The 17,419-nt window shown below is 74.0% G+C and carries 12 protein-coding genes and 1 pseudogene; 3 read left to right on the forward strand and 10 right to left on the reverse strand.

The annotated features are described in order from the left end of the window. Positions 1 to 114 precede the first annotated feature (114 nt). Complete coding sequence (locus tag ACIG87_RS06955; protein ID WP_396848911.1) at positions 115 to 321, forward strand: hypothetical protein; 207 nt, start codon at positions 115 to 117, stop codon at positions 319 to 321. Positions 322 to 445: 124 nt separating this feature from the next. Then, positions 446 to 1,203 (forward strand): annotated as a pseudogene (locus ACIG87_RS06960) (TIGR03557 family F420-dependent LLM class oxidoreductase). Positions 1,204 to 1,318: 115 nt separating this feature from the next. Here the strand turns inward: ACIG87_RS06960 and ACIG87_RS06965 are convergent. The 5 genes from ACIG87_RS06965 to ACIG87_RS06985 all read right to left on the reverse strand — a co-directional run bounded on the left by ACIG87_RS06965 (position 1,319) and on the right by ACIG87_RS06985 (position 8,836). Beyond that, positions 1,319 to 3,427 (reverse strand): amino acid transporter, encoded by a 2,109-nt coding sequence (locus ACIG87_RS06965; RefSeq protein ID WP_396848912.1) that lies wholly within the window; start codon positions 3,425 to 3,427, stop codon positions 1,319 to 1,321. A 102-nt stretch (positions 3,428 to 3,529) separates the two neighbouring features. Continuing rightward, a complete protein-coding gene (locus ACIG87_RS06970; RefSeq protein WP_396848914.1) occupies positions 3,530 to 3,943 on the reverse strand; it encodes a hypothetical protein in 414 nt (137 codons plus the stop codon). Positions 3,944 to 4,124: 181 nt separating this feature from the next. After that, positions 4,125 to 4,874: a phosphotransferase gene (locus ACIG87_RS06975; protein WP_396848915.1), complete on the reverse strand. Its 750-nt coding sequence runs from the start codon at positions 4,872 to 4,874 to the stop codon at positions 4,125 to 4,127. A gap of 74 nt (positions 4,875 to 4,948) precedes the next feature. Further along, positions 4,949 to 5,719, reverse strand: coding sequence for a DUF5995 family protein (locus ACIG87_RS06980; RefSeq protein WP_396848916.1), 771 nt, complete (start codon positions 5,717 to 5,719; stop codon positions 4,949 to 4,951). 117 nt (positions 5,720 to 5,836) lie between these two features. Beyond that, a complete protein-coding gene (locus ACIG87_RS06985; RefSeq protein WP_396848918.1) occupies positions 5,837 to 8,836 on the reverse strand; it encodes a helix-turn-helix transcriptional regulator in 3,000 nt (999 codons plus the stop codon). A gap of 187 nt (positions 8,837 to 9,023) precedes the next feature. On the opposite strand from ACIG87_RS06985, the gene ACIG87_RS06990 reads away from it, so the two are divergent. After that, entirely contained in the window at positions 9,024 to 11,528 is a 2,505-nt protein-coding gene (locus tag ACIG87_RS06990; RefSeq protein ID WP_396848920.1) for an AAA family ATPase, read from the forward strand. Positions 11,529 to 11,699: 171 nt separating this feature from the next. Here the strand turns inward: ACIG87_RS06990 and ACIG87_RS06995 are convergent, their stop codons facing one another. From ACIG87_RS06995 to ACIG87_RS07015, 5 genes are read right to left on the reverse strand one after another with little or no spacing between them, the layout of a single operon-like run. Next, on the reverse strand, positions 11,700 to 12,719 hold the full coding sequence (locus tag ACIG87_RS06995; protein ID WP_396848922.1) for an ABC transporter ATP-binding protein: 1,020 nt from the start codon (positions 12,717 to 12,719) through the stop codon (positions 11,700 to 11,702). Further along, positions 12,716 to 13,834, reverse strand: coding sequence for an ABC transporter ATP-binding protein (locus ACIG87_RS07000; RefSeq protein ID WP_396848923.1), 1,119 nt, complete (start codon positions 13,832 to 13,834; stop codon positions 12,716 to 12,718). Before ACIG87_RS07000 ends, ACIG87_RS06995 begins: the two co-directional genes overlap by 4 nt. Continuing rightward, positions 13,831 to 14,865, reverse strand: a complete 1,035-nt coding sequence (locus ACIG87_RS07005; protein ID WP_396848925.1) for an ABC transporter permease — start codon at positions 14,863 to 14,865, stop codon at positions 13,831 to 13,833. Before ACIG87_RS07005 ends, ACIG87_RS07000 begins: the two co-directional genes overlap by 4 nt. Then, positions 14,862 to 15,806, reverse strand: a complete 945-nt coding sequence (locus ACIG87_RS07010) for an ABC transporter permease (RefSeq protein WP_396848927.1) — start codon at positions 15,804 to 15,806, stop codon at positions 14,862 to 14,864. The genes ACIG87_RS07005 and ACIG87_RS07010 overlap by 4 nt, the downstream gene beginning before the upstream one ends. Before the next feature lie 9 nt (positions 15,807 to 15,815). After that, the gene (locus ACIG87_RS07015; RefSeq protein ID WP_396848929.1) at positions 15,816 to 17,360 is read right to left on the reverse strand and encodes an ABC transporter substrate-binding protein; all 1,545 of its coding nucleotides are present in this window, start codon (positions 17,358 to 17,360) and stop codon (positions 15,816 to 15,818) included. Positions 17,361 to 17,419: the final 59 nt, after the last annotated feature.

Here is a 17,419-nt window from a genome sequence, read left to right on the forward strand (position 1 = left end):
CACCGGAGCGTGCGGCCCCGCCCCACTGACCGTTCCAGAACACCGTTTACCCGGTCCTGACCAATGGGTACATGGGCGTCACCTCGAATACACCACAAGCCGGGAGGCACCCCCATGCGCGGTACGTCGATCCTCGGAGTCATCGTCGTCATCTGGTTGGTCATCGGCGCCGTCGCCGCTGGTCAGCGCGGCTACTACGGCAACGACGACACCAACTGTGCCGAGGCCGGCACCATCCTGGTGACCATCGTGGCCGGGCCGCTCAACTACATCGGCGCGAACCCGAAGGTGGACTGCAAGCTTCCCGAACCGTCGAAGTAGACCGCGCCCGCCCGGCCCGCGCCCACCCCTCGGGGCGCGGGCCGCATCATGTCCGCTCCCGATCACCGCACACCGCCCGGTGTCTGCGCGATCCCGGCCAGTTGTCGTTTGTGGCGAACAACGACTGGCGGGGGCAGGTGGGGTCGGTGGGCACGGCCCGCAGGAGATCATCCGGCAGGCGGTCCGCGCCGAGCAGGCCGGCTTCGACTTCGTCGAGATGAGCGACCACTACCACCCCTGGCTGGACGTACAGGGCCACTCCTCGTTCACCTGGAGCGTGCTCGGTGCGATCGCCGCACGGACCAGCACCCTCGGTCTGGCCACCGGGGTCACCTGCCCGACCGTCCGCTACCACCCGGCGATCATCGCGCAGGCCGCCGCCACCATGGCGCTGATCTTCGACGGGCGGTTCACCCTCGGCGTCGGTGCCGGGGAACGACTCAACGAACACGTCGTCGGCCAGGGCTTCCCGAGTGTCCAGGGACGACACGAGCGACTCCGCGAGGCGTTGGAGATCATCCGGCTGCTCTGGGCGGCGCTGGACCCCGGTACGCCGAGGTGCCGCTCGCCTGGGCCACCGACGAGGAGCAGGCGGTCCAGGCGGCGCTGAGGACCAGTCGCTGGGCGATCACCGGTTGGAAGGTGATGAGTGAACTACCCAACCCGGTCAACTTCGACGCCGCCACCTCCTGGGTGGAGCCGCACCACGTTCGCCGGCAGTTCGCGGTCGGCCCCGACCCGCAGGTGCACCTCCAGGCGGTGCGGAAGTACCTGGACGCCGGCTACGACCACGTGGTGCTCCAGAACGCCGGCCCCGACCCCGACGGCTTCCTCGACTTCTTCACCACCCACCTCGCCCCCCACCTCCAAACCCACCCCTAACCCCCTCCCCCCACTTCTCCCCCTGCCCTTGCGCGGTGATCAAGAGGTTTCGGTCAGGACGGAGCGGTTCCGTGACCGAAACCTCTTGATCACCGCGACCAGGGGGGCTGGGGGGTCAGCCGCCTACGTGGATGCCGGGGCGGCGGGAGGGGTCCGGCTCGCTCTTGCGGATGATCTCCCGGACCACCGGCGGGGTGTCTCCCCGGCCCAGGATCAGGTAGCGCAGCAGGTGTGCGATCGGGTTTCCCTCGGACCACTCGAAGTGGGCGTGCGGGCGGACGCCGGTGCCGTCGCGCAGCGCCAGCAGGATCGCGGCGATCGCGTTCGGCACCGCCGGGCTGCTGGCCCGCAGCACCCGGAACCCGCCCACCTCGACCCCGTGCACCCACAGCACCTGGCTGAACTCCGACGGGTCCACCACGTCGATCTCGAGGAAGAGCACGTCGGCGGCACCGGGCACCGGGTTCATGCCCCGCTGCGCCCGCTCCTTGACCCGGTACTCCTTGAGCGCGCCGATGTTCCGCTTGTTGGCGATCAGGTGCAGCCGGCCGTCGTGGGCCAGCGACTCGGTGACGAACCGCCGGGCCACCTCGTCGAACTCGATCCGCTCGGCCCGCAGCTCGGTGGTCCGGGTGATCCGGGAGATCAGCGAGACCCCGACGATGCCGGCGATGAACAGCCCGGAGATGGCGATCCCGTCCGGCTTCTCGATCACGTTCTCGATCAGCGCGTAGAACAGCACTGCGGTGAGCACCACGAAGCCGACCGCGGCGAGCCGGTGGCGGGCCCGGACCGTCGCGATGGTCACCGCCACCGCCCCGGAGACCATCATCGCCAGGATGCCGGTGGCGTACGCGCCGGCCTGGGCGTTGACGTCGGCCCGGAAGGCGACGGTGATGACGATGCTGATCAACGTGTAGACCAGGACCACCGGCCGGACCGCCCGACCCCACTCCGGCGCCATCCCGTACGACGGCAGGTAGCGCGGCACGATGTTGATCAAGCCGGCCATCGCCGACGCCCCGGCGAACCAGAGGATCAACACGCTGCTGATGTCGTAGACCGTGCCGAACCCCTCCCCGAGGCGGGCGTGCGCCAACCAGGCCAGCGCCCGGCCGTTCGCCGCGCCGCCCGGCTGGAACTCGCGCGGCGGGATCAGCACGGTGGTGACGAACGCGGTGGCCAACAGGTACACCGACATGATCAGCGCGGCGGCGGTGAGCAGTCGGCGGGTGTTGCGGATCCGGGCGGCCAACCGCTGCTGGCGGTCCGCGCCCGTCCCACGTACCAACGGCATCATGCTCACCCCGGTCTCGAAGCCGGACAGGCCGAGGACCAGCAGCGGGAAGGCCAGCACCGCCGGGCCGAGCAGATCGCCGACACCGGTGCCCCCGGCGGTCAGGGCGGCCGTCCAGTCCCGGACGGTGGCCGGGTCGGCGGCGATCTCGGTCAGACCGGCGGCCACGATCACCGCGTTGAGCGCGAGGAAGACCACGACCAGCGGGACAGCCACCAGCACCGCCTCGCTGAACCCGAGCAGGAACACCCCACCGAGGACGAGCAGCAACGCCACCGTCACCACCACGGCGGCCCCGTCGCCGTGCGGCACCGACGACGGCAGGTACGGGTTCTCCAGCAGGTGCACCGTCGCGTCGGCGGCGGACAGCGTGATCGTGACGATCCACGAGGTGGCCACGAAGCCGAGCAGCACCAGCACGAAGAGCTTGCCCCGCCAGAACGGCAGCAGCCGCTCCAGCATCGCCACCGAACCCTGCCCGTGCGGGCTCTCCCGGGCGACCCGCCGGTACATCGGCAGCATCCCGAGCAGGGTGAGCGCCACGATCAGCAGGGTGGCCAGCGGGGAGAGCGCCCCGGCGGCCAGCGCCGCGATGCCCGGCAGGTAGGACAGGGTCGAGAAGTAGTCGACGCCGGTCAGGCACATCACCTGCCACCACGGGTGCCGCCGCTGGCTGCCCTCCTCGGCCTCCGGGCCGACCGGCTGCACCCGGTACGCGAAGAGCCACCGGCGCAGCGCGCCACCGGGCCGCGCCGGCCGGCCGTGGCTCTCCACGCACTCCGGCAACCCCACCGGCCCCGGCCGGGTGCGCTCACCCTGCCCGACGCCCCGGGCCTCGCGCAGCGCACGCCCGTGACCCGGCGGCGGCGTGCTCCCCCGTCGTTCCCGGGTCCGCCGGTCCCGCGCCCCGTCCCGCCCGTCCGCCATCCCCCGACCGCCCTCGTAGCCCCTGTCCCCGACGGTAGGCGCTGAACGCGGTCCCACCGACCGGAACAGGGGAAGCCGGAGACCGGTCCCGGCAGGAGCCGGTCAGGCGGGGCGGGCGTCGACACCCGGCGGCGCGCCGGGCAGGACCGCCAGCAGGGCGTCCGGGTCGGTCACCGTCACCGTGGCCGCCGGATGGCGCAGCCACCGGCCGGGAGCCAGCCCCGGCACCGGCGTGCCGAACCGGAGGCACACCCCGGCCGTGGTGCCGGTGCCGAAGGTCACCCCACGGTCGGCCAGGGACAGGTGCGGCCCGACCGACCGCCACCAGCGGTACGGCCCACCCCGCTGGGCGTCGACCACGTTCGCCCGCGCGGTGCGCAGCCGCCAGGGGCCGAACCGGATCACCACCGTCTCGTCGTCGACCACCACGGCGCAGTTCTGCGGCCGGATGCCGAGCAGCGCCAGCGGCACCCGGAACGTCGGGTCGAACCGGAACGCGAACCGATGTGCGGGCATGACCGGCAGATACCCGGTGCGGGGCGGGCGACACCCCGACCGGACGGGCACCCCGGGCAGGCGGGGCGGATCGGGCAGGCGGACCAGACGGGCAGAGCAGGCGAGGCGGACCGAGCGGGCGGACCGGGCGGCGTCCCCGTCACCCGGCCACCACGTGCGCGGCCAGATCACGCCAGCCGGATCACTCCAGGGCGCAGGTCCAGTCCTCGACGTGCGCGGCCAGGTGCCCGGCGACGGACCGCCAGTAGGGGCCGTCGGTGGCGTGGATCCGGGCCCACGGCTGCACACCGTCCCGGGCGCCGTCGCGCAGCAGGTCGTACATCGCTGCGGCCCGGGGGGCGAGGGTCGCGGCGAGCGCGGGACGGTCCGCCGCCGGCAGGCCGTACCCGTCGACCAGGACCCGCAGCCGGTGGGCCGATTCCGGCACCGGCCGGTCGGGGCGCATCCCGGCCATCGCCTGGGCGGCGTACGCCAACTCCCATCGTCGGGTGCCGGGGCCTGCGCCGTCCCAGTCGATGAGCACCCAGCCGCGCGGGGCCCGGACCAGGTTCCACGGTGCCGCGTCGTGGTGGCAGAGCAGTTCCGTGCCGTCGGGGCGGATCGGCACCTGCCAGCGGGCCGGCTCCGCAGGCACGAAGTCGGCGACGGCCCGGTGCAGGTCGGCCAGCAGCCGGCCGATCGAGGCCAGCTCCGCCGTCCGGTACAGACCCGAGGGATGGCCGCACTCCCCCGGCACGTACTCCAGCACCTGGCGGCCCCGGTCGTCGCGGCCCAGCGGCCGGGGCGCACCGTCGAAACCGACGTCGTGCAGATGGGTCAGCAGGGCGTCGACGGCGTCTGTCCACGGACCGACCGGCCGGCGGACGGTGTCGCCGACCCGGACCACACCGGTGGTGACGTTGCCGGGCAGGGGGTGCTCGTCGGGGCTCACCCCGCCATCCTGGCCGAACGGACGTGTCCCCGCGCGCCGGTTTCCCGGCGCGCGGGGACCCCCCGTCCCGGCTGCTACTGCAGGAACGCCCCCAGCGGTGAGAGCAGCAGCCGGCCGAGCGCCGCGGCGTTGTCGTCCAGCCGGGTGCGCTCGCCGTCGCGGGCCTGCGGGTCGTGCCGGCACCGCCAGATCTTCTGCGCGTTGCGCCAGGCCACGTCCCGGGTGTACTCGACCAGTTCGCCCTGGTACCAGTCGTCGATGTCGCCGTTGAGCATGTCGAGGAGCAGTTGCCACCGCTCCAGGTAGCCCCGCCGCAGCGATGGGATCTTGTCGGCGAAGATGTCGTTGATCTTCAGGTAGTCACGGTGCTGCTCGGTACCGTCCACCGGCTCCGACTCCAGGTGGTCGAACGTGGTCACCAGGGCGAACGGCAGGTCGAAATTGATGTGCGCGTTCACTCCCGCCGCCGCCGACGGCAACGGCCGGGCGTCCGGGCCGCGCATCCGCTTGAACAGACAGGACCAGGCGCGCGGGGTGCTCGGGCTCGACTCGGTCCACAGCCGCATCGCGTCGAAGTAGCGGGCGGCGAACTCCACGTCCAGCCGGGACAGGAACACCGGGTCGGCGAAGTAGTCGTCGTAGAGCCCCTCCAACACCCGGGTGGTGATGGTCAGGTAGAGCCGGTTGAAGTCGGCCAGCGGGCAGCTCTGCTCGAGCGGCGGCAGCCGCACCAGCAGGTCCTGCAGCTTGGTGAGGTGGTCGACCACCGCCGGCACGTCCTCGGGGTGGTCGGCGAGCAGGCCGACGATGTCCGCGTGGACGGGGCCCCAGACCGGTTCCGTCATGTCTCCTCCACAGTGGTCAGGGCAGCGCCGTGTCGTCGTGTTCCGGTGGACAGCCTGTCAGCGTCGACTGTGCGCGGGATCAGTAGAACGACGTATTCGACCGCGCCGTACGTACGCTCACTCGCCCCGATTGCGCAGGTGGATGGCGCTGGCCTGCACCCGGGTCCGCACCTGGAGCTTGTCGAAGATGTGCGACACGTGCACGCCGATGGTCCGTTCGCTGATGAACAGCCGGTGGCCGATCTCCTTGTTGGTCAGCCCTTCGGCCACCGCGGCGAGCACCTCACGTTCCCGGGCGGTCAGCATCGTCAGCTCGTCGACGTCCGGCTCGGCCGGGGCGAGGACCCGGCCCGACCCGGCGGGCTGGGCACGGCCCACCCCGGTCGACCGGGTGCGGCCCGCCCGGGAAGGCCGGGTGCGGTCGACCCCGGTGGGCTCGGCGCGGTCGGCCAGCTCCACCCGGGCCCGGCCGGCGAGCGTCCTGATCTCGCTGGTCAGCGGCACCGCACCCAGGCCCAGTGCCATCTCGTGGGCCTGCCGCAGCAGGATGCCCGCGGTGGTGCTGCGACTGCGCCGGCCCAGTAACGCCTCGGCCTGCCGCAGCCGCGAGTAGGCCGCCGGATAGGGGTGGTGCCGTTTGTCCCACTCGGCCGCCGACCGGGCCCAGGCGTCCGGGTCGCCCCGGCCGTCGAGCCGGGTCAACTCGGCGGTGCACAGGGCCAGGAAGCCGTCGGCGTTGAGCCGGACCGGACCGGCCGCCGTCGCGCTCTTGCCGGCCACCCGGTCGACCGCGTCGCGCAGCCGGCGGACCGCCGTGGGGTCCACCGCCACGGTACGACTGGCGTGCGCCTCCGCCTCCGCCCGCAGCCCGTGCCAGGCCAGCGCGCCCAGCAGCACCACGTCGTCGGAGCGGCTCTCGGTCAGGCCACGCTGCACCGCCTGCCGGGCCACGTCGTGCCGGCCCTGCCACATCGCCAGCCCGGCCCGGAGGATCAGCATCGGCAGCACGTGCCGGGGTGCGCCACCACCGGCGAGCATCGTCGCCACCGCCTCCAGGTCCCGGTCGGACGCCTCGACGTCGCCGTACCCGACGGAGAGCCGGCAGCGGGCCAGCAGCAGCTCCACCGCGTCGGCGCCGGACGGGCGGTGCCGCAGCGCCGCCGCGACCACCTTCTCCGCTTCCGCCCACTGGCCGACCCGGAACAACCCGTTGGTGGCGATGGCCAGCAGTCGGGTCTCGTAGGTGCGTCCCAGGCCCAGCTCGGCGACCCGCTCGGCACCCCGGCGGGCCACCACCACCCCCTCCTCCAGGATGTTCAGCGGCCCGGTCAGCAGCTCCGCCAGGTGCAGGTACGCGCAAGCCACATCCTCCGGGCCACCGGAGCGCTCGGCGGTCTCCAGGGCCCGGCGGGCCACCGCCAGGCCCGCGTCCGGGTCCTCCAGGAACGCCTCGCTGAAGCCCAGCGCGGAGCTGGCCAGCACCACCTCGGTGGTGCTGCCGCCGACCGTCGCGGCCAGGTCCAACGCCTCCCGGGCGCGCTGCCCGGCGTCGGCGTACCGGCCCAGGTGCACCAGCAGCTCGGCCAGTCGGGCGGCGGCCATCGTCCGCTCCCGGGCGGTGCAGTCGGCGGATTCCAGCACGCTGCGGTACTCCGCCTCGGCGGGGGCGGACCGGCCCGCAGCGGCGAGATAGCGGGCCCGCCGGATGCGCAGCCCGCAGGACGGGTCGAGCGGCTCACCGCCGGCCAACTCGGCCAGCAGGGACAGCGCGCGAGCGTGCTCGCCGCTCTGGTGGGCGGTCTCCGCCGCATGTTCCAGCAGCACCGCCCGGTCCACCTCGGGTGGTGCGCCCACCGGTCCACTGGCCGGGGTCGCGGCCAGCTGCAACGCCACCGACCAGTGCCGGTGCGCCTCGGCGAAACCGTGCAGCCGTTCGGCCTCCCGGGCGGCGGCCATCGCCGCCGGCAGGGCCAGGCCGGGTTCGCCGGCCAGCCGCCAGTGGTGCGCCAGGCGGGCCTGGTGCAGCTCCGCCGGTGCCCGGGTGAGCGCCTCGGCGTAGCGGCGGTGCAGACCGGCGCGCTCCGCCGGGAGCAGTTCGTGGGCGAGCACCTCGGCGACCAGCCTGTGCCGTAGCCGGTAGCCGTCGTCCGCGCCGACGAGCAACCGGTGGGCGACCGCCGCGCGGAGCGCCTCGATCAGCTCCGCCTCGGGCAGGCCGAGCACCTCGGCCAGCAGCCAGTGCTCGACCGGCTCGACGCCGACGGCCACCGCGTGCACCGCCGCGTGCGCGTGCCGGGGCAACACGTCCACTCGGGACAGAAAGATCTCGCGCAGCGTGTCGGACAGCCCGTCGCGGCCGTCACGCAGGTCACGGGCCAGCTCCTCGACCACGAACGGGTTGCCGCCGCTGCGCTGCCAGACCTGGTCGGCGGCGTCCGGGGCCAGTGGCGTACCGACGATCTCGGCGGCCAACAGATCGGTGTCGGCCCGGTCGAGCGGCGCCAGGTCGAGCACCCGCACCGACCGTAGCCGACGCAGCTCGGTGAGCACCCGGCGCAGCGGGTGGGCACCCTGCAACGACTCGGCCCGCACCGCCGCCAGCACCGACAGTTGCAGGTCACCCAGGCCGGCGAGCAGATAGAGCAGCAGTTGCCGGGTCGTCCGGTCCACCCACTGGAGGTCGTCGAGGACGAGCACCAGCGGACGCCCCTCGGCGATCAGGCTCAGCCCCCGGGCGACCCGCTCCAGCAGCGCCCCGGCGCTGTCCGCGCCCCCGGTCTCCTCGGCGAAGGTACGCAACAGACCACGTACCGCCGACGAGGTGCGGGCCTGGCCGGCGTCGAGGTCGGCGTCGAAGCGGCGGAGCGCCTGGAGCACCGGGTGCAGCGGGGAGGCGTCGCCGATGTCGAGGCAGGAGCCGGTGAGCACCACCGCTCCCGCGGCCCGCAGCCGCGCCGCAGCCTCGGTGAGCAACCGGGTTTTACCCACCCCGCTCTCACCGCTGACGAAGACCGCCGCGGTCTGCCCGGGGCCGATGTCGTCGTGGAGCGCGGCGCGCAGCGCCGCCAGCTGGTCGGCACGGCCGACGAGCGGTGCGGTGTCCACATCGCTGGCCATGTCCGCAGCCTAGTCACAGGTCCCCGCACCCTTCTACGGGCTTGTTCCGTCTCTGGTACCTCTCGCGTCGACATTGCGACTAAAGGTTGCAGCCGCCCGACATACGTCGTTCGGCAGATCCCCCGTCAGCCCGGTGGTGACAGTCTCCGAACGTCGTCAGTACCACTGCGGAGGAAGGGTGGGTGGGATGCCACTGTCCACGGTCGGTACCGGTCGGGAAGACGTCACCACGACGCCCTGGCCGGTGCCGCAGGAACGGCGCACGCTGACCGTGCTCTTCGCCGACATCGTCGGCTCGACGGCGCTGACCGAACGGCTCGACCCGGAGGACGTCCGGGCGGTGCAGTTCGCCTACTTCGACACCGTGGCCGGCGTACTGCGCCGCTGGCAGGGCACGGTGGAGAAGTACGTCGGCGACGCGGTGATGGCGCTGTTCGGGGCGCGTACCTCCGACGGGCTCGACGGCTACCGGGCGGTGCGGGCCGCCCTGGAGATCCAGGCCGCGCTGGACCGGCGGGTGCTGCCCGGCGGGGTCACGCTGCGGGTCCGGGTCGGCGTCGCCACCGGCGAGGCGGTGGTCGACCTGGCCGCCGTGCGCGACGGCGGCCACGGCATGGCCTCCGGCGCGGTCCTCACCACCGCGGCCCGCATCCAGGAGTACGCCCCGGCGGGTGGCGTGGTCGTCTGCGCCGCCACCCACCGGGCCACCGCGGGCCTGGTCGACCAGCACGCCCTCGCCCCGGCCACCCTCACCGGCAAGGCGCTGCCGGTCGACGTCTGGCGGGTCACCCGGACGACGCATCCGCGCCCCACCCGCCACCACGGCCCGCTGATCGGCCGACGCCGCGAGGTCGCCACCGCCCGGGACCAGCTCACCCGGGCAGCCCGGGAACACCGTCCACGGTGGGTGGCCCTGGTCGGACCGGACGGCATCGGCCGCAGCCGGCTGCTGGCCGAACTGCGCCACCGGCTGTCGGAGGTCGACGGCACACCGGTGCGCTGGGCGGTGGCACACTGCCCGCCGTACCCGGAGCGGGTGTTCGGTCCGGTCGCGGAGCTGCTGCGGGACGTGGCGGGGCTGCCCGCCACCGGCCCGGCGTCGACCGTCCGCGCCCGGTTGGCCGCCCTGGTCGACGGCCTGGTCGCGCCGGGCCGGGCGGCGGCGACGGTGGCGGCGCTCGCCGCGCTGCTGGACGCGCCGGACCGGGCGGCGGTCGCCGGAGCGGCGGCGGCACGCCAGGTGCTGCTCGCCCTGGCCGCCCGCCGTCCGGTGGTGGTCGGCGTGGACGACCTGGACCGGGCCGCACCGGAGCTGGTGCACTTCCTGCACTCGCTGTTCGCCGCCGCGACCGCCCGGGGGCTGCCGTTGGCGGTGCTGGCCACCCATCGGCCGGACCTGGCGGACCCGCTTCCCGCGCCGGCCCACCGCTGCCACCGGGTGGAGTTGCCGCCGCTGGGCACCATCCACACCGGCCGGTTGCTGCGCCGCCTGCTCACCCGCGCCGGCCAGCCGATCACGTCCGTCTCCCGGTTGCTGCCGCTGGTCGCCGGCCGCCCCGGCTACGCCGTCGCCTACGTCGACGCGTCGGCGTCCGCCACCGGTGACGGTTCGGCGTCCCCCACCGGTGACGCGTCGGCGCGTCCCAGCGGTGACGACAGGTCGGTGGATCCCACCGGCCCGACCCCGACGGCCACCGCACCCGGCACCGCGGGACGGATCATGTCGTACCCGCTCACCGGCCGGACGGCCGAGCCGGCGCTGCCCGAGTCGCTCCGACGACGCGCCGCCGCCCGGCTGGACCGGTGCGACGGCCCACACCGGGCGGTACTGATGGCCGCCGCCACGCTCGACGCCGAGTTCACCGCGTCGGCCGTCGACGGGCTGCTCGGCTGGACACCCGGCCGAGCGACGGACGCCCTGCGCCGGCTCCGCGCCGACGGGCTGGTGCAGCCCGGCCCGCACGGCGGCCATGTCATCGCCGACCCGGCCCTGCGCCGCTGCGCGTACGACCGGCTGCCCCGGACGGTGCGCGCCGAGTTCGCCCGCCGGACCGAGGCCGTCCGGCCGGCCGACGCCGGTCACGAGGGTCGGTGGCGGCGGGAATCCTGGCAGGAAACGGCCCCCACCGGGACCGTTCGCCACCAGGATCCCCGCCGACCCGGAACCCGATACGGCGATCAGCGCCGAGGGTTCACCGGGCCCGACGGGTGCCGGGGCGCTGCCGGGGTGGGTACGGCCGCCCTTCCCGCACCGGCCGCGGGCGGCTACGGGCGGCTACGGGCGGTCAGCGGTATCGGGCCTGCCGGCGTGGCCAGGAGTGTCGGGCCTGCCGGTCCGGTCGATGGCCTCGGGCCGGCCCGTCCGGCCGGAAGTGTCGGGCCTGCCGGTCCGGTCGATGGCCTCGGGCCCGCCGGTCCGGCCGGGAGTGTCCGGCCTGCCGGTCCGCCGCCGGCGGGAGGTGTCGGGCGCGCGCGGGGCGGGCCGGTGCCGGGCGGGCACCCGGGGCCTGGCGGCGGGCACCGTCGGTGGCCCGTCGACACCGGGCCCCGGGGCACGGGAGCCGTCGTCGTGCCGCTGCCGCCCCGCCGGACCGGCGTGCCACCCGACCACGAGCCGGCGACCGGCGGTCGGCGACGCCGCGGCGAAGGTGTGCCCCGCCCCGCCGTACCGTTACCGGCGCGGGCGGCCTGACCTGCTGCTGACCCTCGTCACCCGCCGACTGCCTCGTGGCCCGAGTCCACGCCGTTCGCGCCCACCGGGGCCGGCGTCCATCCGAGCGGGTGGCCCTGGTCGAGGTGCGGGCCGACGACAGGGCCGGTGCGGCCCGCACCCGGCAGGACCGGCGTCGTCCGCCGTCGTTCCTCAACGGGCCGCGTCGGCGGCGGGTGGCGGCGGGTCGGCGCGCATGGCAGGCACCGCCTCCCCGGCGTAGAGGCACGCGGCATGGTGGCCGGGGGCCACCTCGATCGCGGGCGGATCGGTGTCGGCGCAGGCGGGACGGGCCTGCGGGCAGCGGGTCCGGAACCGGCAGCCGCTCGGCGGGTCGGTCGGGCTGGGCAGGTCACCGCTGAGGATGATCCGCCGCCGGTCGCGTTCCACCAGGGGGTCGGCCACCGGGATCGCCGACAGCAACGCCGCCGTGTACGGGTGGGCCGGCTCCCGCCAGATCTGCGCCGGAGTGCCCGTCTCCACGATCCGCCCCAGGTACATCACCGCGATCCGGTCACTCATGTGCTCCACCGCGGCCAGGTCGTGCGCGATGAACAGGTAGGTCAGTCCGAGATCCCGTTGCAGCCGACGCAGCAGGTTCATGATCTGCGCCTGCACGCTCAGGTCGAGCGAGGCGATCGGTTCGTCGAGGACGATCAGGTCGGGTTCACCGGCCAGCGCGCGGGCGATCCCGACCCGCTGGCGCTGGCCGCCGGAGAGTTCGTGCGGGTGCCGACCGGCCGTCTCGGGCCGCAGGCCCACCAGGTCGAGCAGTTCGGCGACCCGGCGTCGGCGGGCCTCGGCGGAGCCTGCCAGCCGGTGCACGACCAGCGGTTCGGCGATGCTGGCACCGACGGTGCAGCGCGGGTCCAGCGACGCCTGCGGGTCCTGGAACACCATGGCCACCCGGCGGCGCAGCCCGCGCAGCCGACGACGTGACCAGCCGGTGACGTCCTCGCCGCCGACCCGGATCCGGCCGGCGGTCGGGTCGACAAGCCGCAAAAGCGCCAGGCCGGTGGTCGACTTGCCGCTGCCGGACTCCCCCACCAGGCCGAGGGTCTCGCTCGCCCGGACGGCCAGCGACACCCCGTCCACCGCGCGCACCGGCGGGCCACCGGGGCTGGGGAACCAGACCGCCAGCTCGTCGAGTTCGGCGACGGTTGCCGCGTTCATCGCTCCTCCGGGACGGGATCGTGGTATCCCCCGACAGCGGGGCGACGCCCCGCGCCGGTCGGGCGGGGGTGGTCCTCGGCAGGCGGGCGGAGGGTGCTGCCGGCAGCGGGGTAGAAGCTGCGGACCAGGTGACCGGGGGCGAGCGGCGCGAGCGGCGGCAACTCGTGTGCGCAGCGGGGGTCACCGCGGACCGGGCAGCGGGGCCAGAACGCGCAACCGGCCGGCAGGTCGAGCGGGCTGGGCGGTGCGCCGGGGATCGCGGCCAGTTCCTCTCCCGCCGCGCCGGGCCGTGGCCGGGCGGCCAGCAGGGCCCGGGTGTACGGGTGGCCGGGCGCGGCGAAGACCGAGTCGACCGGCCCCTGCTCGACGATCCGCCCCCCGTACATCACCGCGACGGTGTCGGCGATCCCGGCCACCACGCCGAGGTCGTGGGTGATCCAGACGACCGCGGTGCCGAGCCGACGACGCAGGTCGGCGACGAGTTCGACGATCTGCGCCTGGGTGGTGACGTCCAGCGCGGTGGTCGGCTCGTCGGCGATCAGCAGGTCCGGTTCGCAGGCCAACGCCATCGCGATGACGACCCGCTGACGCATCCCGCCGGAGAACTGATGCGGATGGGCGTCCACCCGGCGGTCGGGCGACGGGATGCCGACCAGGTCGAGCAGCTCGACGGCGCGGGACCGGGCCTGACGCCGGCTCATCCCGAGGTGCTCCTCGCACGCCTCGGCGACCTGCCGGCCGACGGTCAGCACCGGGTTGAGGGAGGTCATCGGGTCCTGGAAGACGAAGCCGACGTGCCGGCCACGCCACCGGCGACGCTCCGACCCGGACATCGTGGTCAGCTCCCGGCCGAGCAGCCGGACCCGGCCGGTGACGGTGGCGGAACGCGGCGCCAGGCCGGTCGCGGCGAGCACGGTCATGCTCTTGCCGCTGCCGGACTCGCCGACCAGGGCGAGGGTCTGGCCCGGGGCCACCGACCAGTCGACGCCGGCGACCGCCCGAGCCGGGCCGTTGCGGGTGCCGAGGGTGACCGTCAGGCCCTCGATGGCCAGCACCGGTTCGCCGCCGGGCGGGCTCCCGGCGGCCCGGGGCGCCGGTACGGGGTGTCCACTCATCGGGTGCTCCTCCTCGCCTCGCTGACGGTGAGCTGGCGCGGGTCGAGCACGTCCCGCAGCGCGTCACCGACCAGGTTGAAGGCGAGCACGGTCAGGAAGATCGCCGCGCCCGGGAAGAAGCCCAGCCACCAGGCGTCGGTGACGAACCCCCGCCCGTCGTAGAGCATCCGGCCCCAGGCCGGCGCGGGTGGCTGGACGCCGAGGCCGAGGAAGGACAGCGCCGCCTCGGACAGGATCGCGAAGGCCAGCGACAGCGAGGTCTGCACGATCAGCGGGGCGGCGATGTTGGGCAGCACGTGCCGGCGCAGGATGCGCAGGTCGGAGGTGCCGATGGAGACGGCGGCCCGGACGAAGACCTGTTCCCGGACGGCCAGCACACCGGCCCGGGTCACCCGGGCGAAGATCGGGGTGTAGACCACCCCGATGGCGGTCGTCGCGGTGACCAGCCCCGGGCCGAGCACCGCGACGATCGCCACCGCGAGCAGCAGCACCGGGAACGCGAACAGCACGTCCATGCCGCGCATCAGGATGTTGTCCGCCCAGCCGCCGTACCAGCCGGCGAGCAGGCCGACGGTCACCCCGACGGCCAGGGCGATACCGACGCTGACCAGGCCCACCTGCAACGACACCCGGGCCGCCACCAGCACCCGGCTGAGCACGTCGCGACCCAGCTCGTCGGTGCCGAACGGGTGCGCCCCGCTGGGCGGTCGGAGCATCTGGTCGACGTCCACGTCGTTGATCCCGGCCGGCGCGAGCCACTGCCCGGCCAGCCCGACGACCAGCAGGACCAGCAGCACCACCGTGCCGGCGACGGCCGGCGGGTCGTGCCGCAGCGCGGTCAGCGCGCGACGCAGGCTGCCCGCCTCGGGTGGACGCCCCGGTGACCTGCCGTCGGCCGCCCGGCTGGTCGGCCCGCCGTCGGATCGCCGTCCCGGACCGCCGTCGGCCGCCCGTCCCTGGTCGTCGGTCGCATGCCGGGACGGGCGGTGGTCGGTGGGAGGCGTCGACGCCCGGTCCCCGGCCGCGCTCATCGCAGCGTGATCCTCGGGTCGAGGCGGGCGTACAGGACGTCCACCAGCAGGTTCATCAGCAGGAAGAGGCTGGCCACGAAGAGCACCGCGCCCTGGAGCACCGGGTAGTCCCGGGCCTGCACGGCGTCGTAGGTGAGCCGGCCGACGCCCGGCCAGGCGAAGAGCACCTCGATCACGATCACCCCACCGACCAGGCTGGCCAACTGCACCGCCACCACGGTGACCACCGGGATCAACGCGTTGCGCAGCACGTGCCTAACGACCACCACCCGGCGGCGCAACCCCTTCGCCTCGGCGGTGCGGACGTAGTCCTCGGCGAGCACCTCGAGCACCGAGGAGCGGATGAAGCGGGTGAGGATGGAGGCGGTGACCAGCCCGACGGCGGCGGCGGGCAGGGCCACGTGGGACGCCCAGCCCGCCGGGTCGTCGGTGAGCGCCACGTAGCCCGACGGTGGCAGCCAGCCGAGCACCCCGGCGAAGAGCAGGATGCCCATGATGCCCATCCAGAAGTCCGGGACGGAGACCCCGAACTGGCTGAACACCCGGGCGGCGTGGTCGACGAACGAGCCGCTGCGCACCGCGGAGAGCACGCCGAGCGGGAAGGCGACCAGCAGCGCGAGCAGCACCGCGGTCACCGCCAGCGACAGCGTGGCGGGGAGCCGCTCCAGCACGATCGAGGTGACCGGCTGGCCGCTGCGGAAGCTGACCCCCAGGTCACCGGTGAGGGCGTGGCCGACGTAGCTGAGGTACTGCACGACCAGTGGCCGGTCGAGCCCGGAACGTTCCCGCAGCGCGTCGTAGGTCTGCTGGTCGAAGCGGGTGCCGAGGGAGACCCGGACCGGGTCGCCGGGGACCAGTTGCAGCAGCAGGAAGACCACCAGGGTCACCCCGAGCAGGACGACGACCGACTGGAGCAGCCGCCGCAGGACGAAGCGTCCCACGCCGCCCCCTCAGCGGCTCAGGGCGACGTCGCGGAACCGGATCGCCCGGTCGGTGCGGACCTGGTAGCCGGTGACCTTCCTGGACCAGCCCTGCACCACGTCCGGGTTGTACAGGTAGACGTAACTGGCGTCGTCGACGATCTGCTTGGCCGCCCGCTCGTACGTCTGCTTGCGTACGCCCTCGTCGGTCTGGGTGCGGGCCTGGTCGAGCAGGGTGTCGACGGTGGGGTTGCTGTACTTGTGGAAGTTGAACGTGCCGCCGGTGCGGTGCTGGGCGTAGTAGAACTCGTCCGGGTCGATGTTGCCCAGCCAGCCGAGCAGGAACCCGTCGAAGTTCCCCTTGCCCTGCTCGTCGAGCCACTGTGCGAAGTCCAGGGTACGGATCTTCACGGTGATCCCGACGTCTTCGAGCTGGGCGGCGATCACCTGGGCGGCGCTGACCGTCTCCGGGTACTCGCTGGTGACCATCAGGTCCATGGTGAGGCCCTTGACGCCGGCCCGGTCGAGCAGTTGCCGGGCCTGGTCCGGGTCGTGCCGGTACGGCGCGTACCCGTAGTACCAGGAGCTGCCCTTGGGGATGGCGGTCTGGTTGGCGGTGGCCTGCCCGAACTTGGCGGCCTTGGTGATCGCCTCCCGGTCGAGGGCGAACGCGACGGCCCGGCGGACGTTCACGTCGTCGTACGGCTCGCGTGCCTCGTTGAGGGCGAGGTACCAGTAGTCGGTCGACGGGGTGGTGGAGACGGTGATCTCACCGGCCTCCTTCAGCGCCGGCACCTGCTGCGGCGGCAGGTTGTCGGTCCACTGCACCTCGCCGCCGCGTAGGTTCTGCAGGGCCACCGTCGGGTCCTTGACGAAGGTGAAGGTGACCCCGTCGAGTTTGGGCTTCGGCCCCCAGTAGGCGTCGTTGCGGGTCAGCTTGATGGTGTCGCCGGAGGTGTAGGCGGCCACCGTGAACGGGCCGCTGCCCACCGGCCTGGTCTTGATCGCGCCGGACTCCACGTTGGACTTCTCGACGATCGCGACGGCCTTGAAGCCGCCGAGGTTGGCCAGCAGGTTGGGCGTCGGCGCGGTCAGCGTGACCACCACCGTGACCGGGTCGGGCGCGGTCACCGACCTGACGCTGCTGAACCGGTACGCCGCGTTCAGCTTCTCGTTGATGATCCGCTGGTACGAGTAGACGACGTCCTCCGAGGTCAGCGGCGACCCGTCGGAGAACCGCACCCCTTCGCGGAGGGTGAACGTCCAGGTGAGCTGGTCGGCGCTGGTGGTCCACCCGGTGGCCAGCGCGGGGCCCATCTTCAGGTCGGCGTCCGGCTCGACGAGGGTGTCGTAGACGTTCTCCAGCACCTCGAAGCTGTAGTAGGCCGAGGTCCTGTGCGGGTCGAGCTGGTCCGGCTCGCCGCCGATGGCGGCGGTGAGCGTGCCGCCGGCCGACGCCCCGCCGGTGGACCCGCCGCCGTCGACCTCGACGCTCTCGCCCGCGCTGCACCCGGCCAGGGCGGTCAGGACGACGGCGAGCGCCCCTGCGGCGATTCTCGATCTGGTCATGGACACGGCCACCCTCCGTCGCCTGTCAGATCAGAAAGGCGAGTCTTCTCCGCCAAGCGGGGCGA

Source organism: Micromonospora sp. NPDC051925, from assembly GCF_044548625.1.
In the GTDB taxonomy this organism is placed as follows: Bacteria; Actinomycetota; Actinomycetes; order Mycobacteriales; family Micromonosporaceae; genus Micromonospora.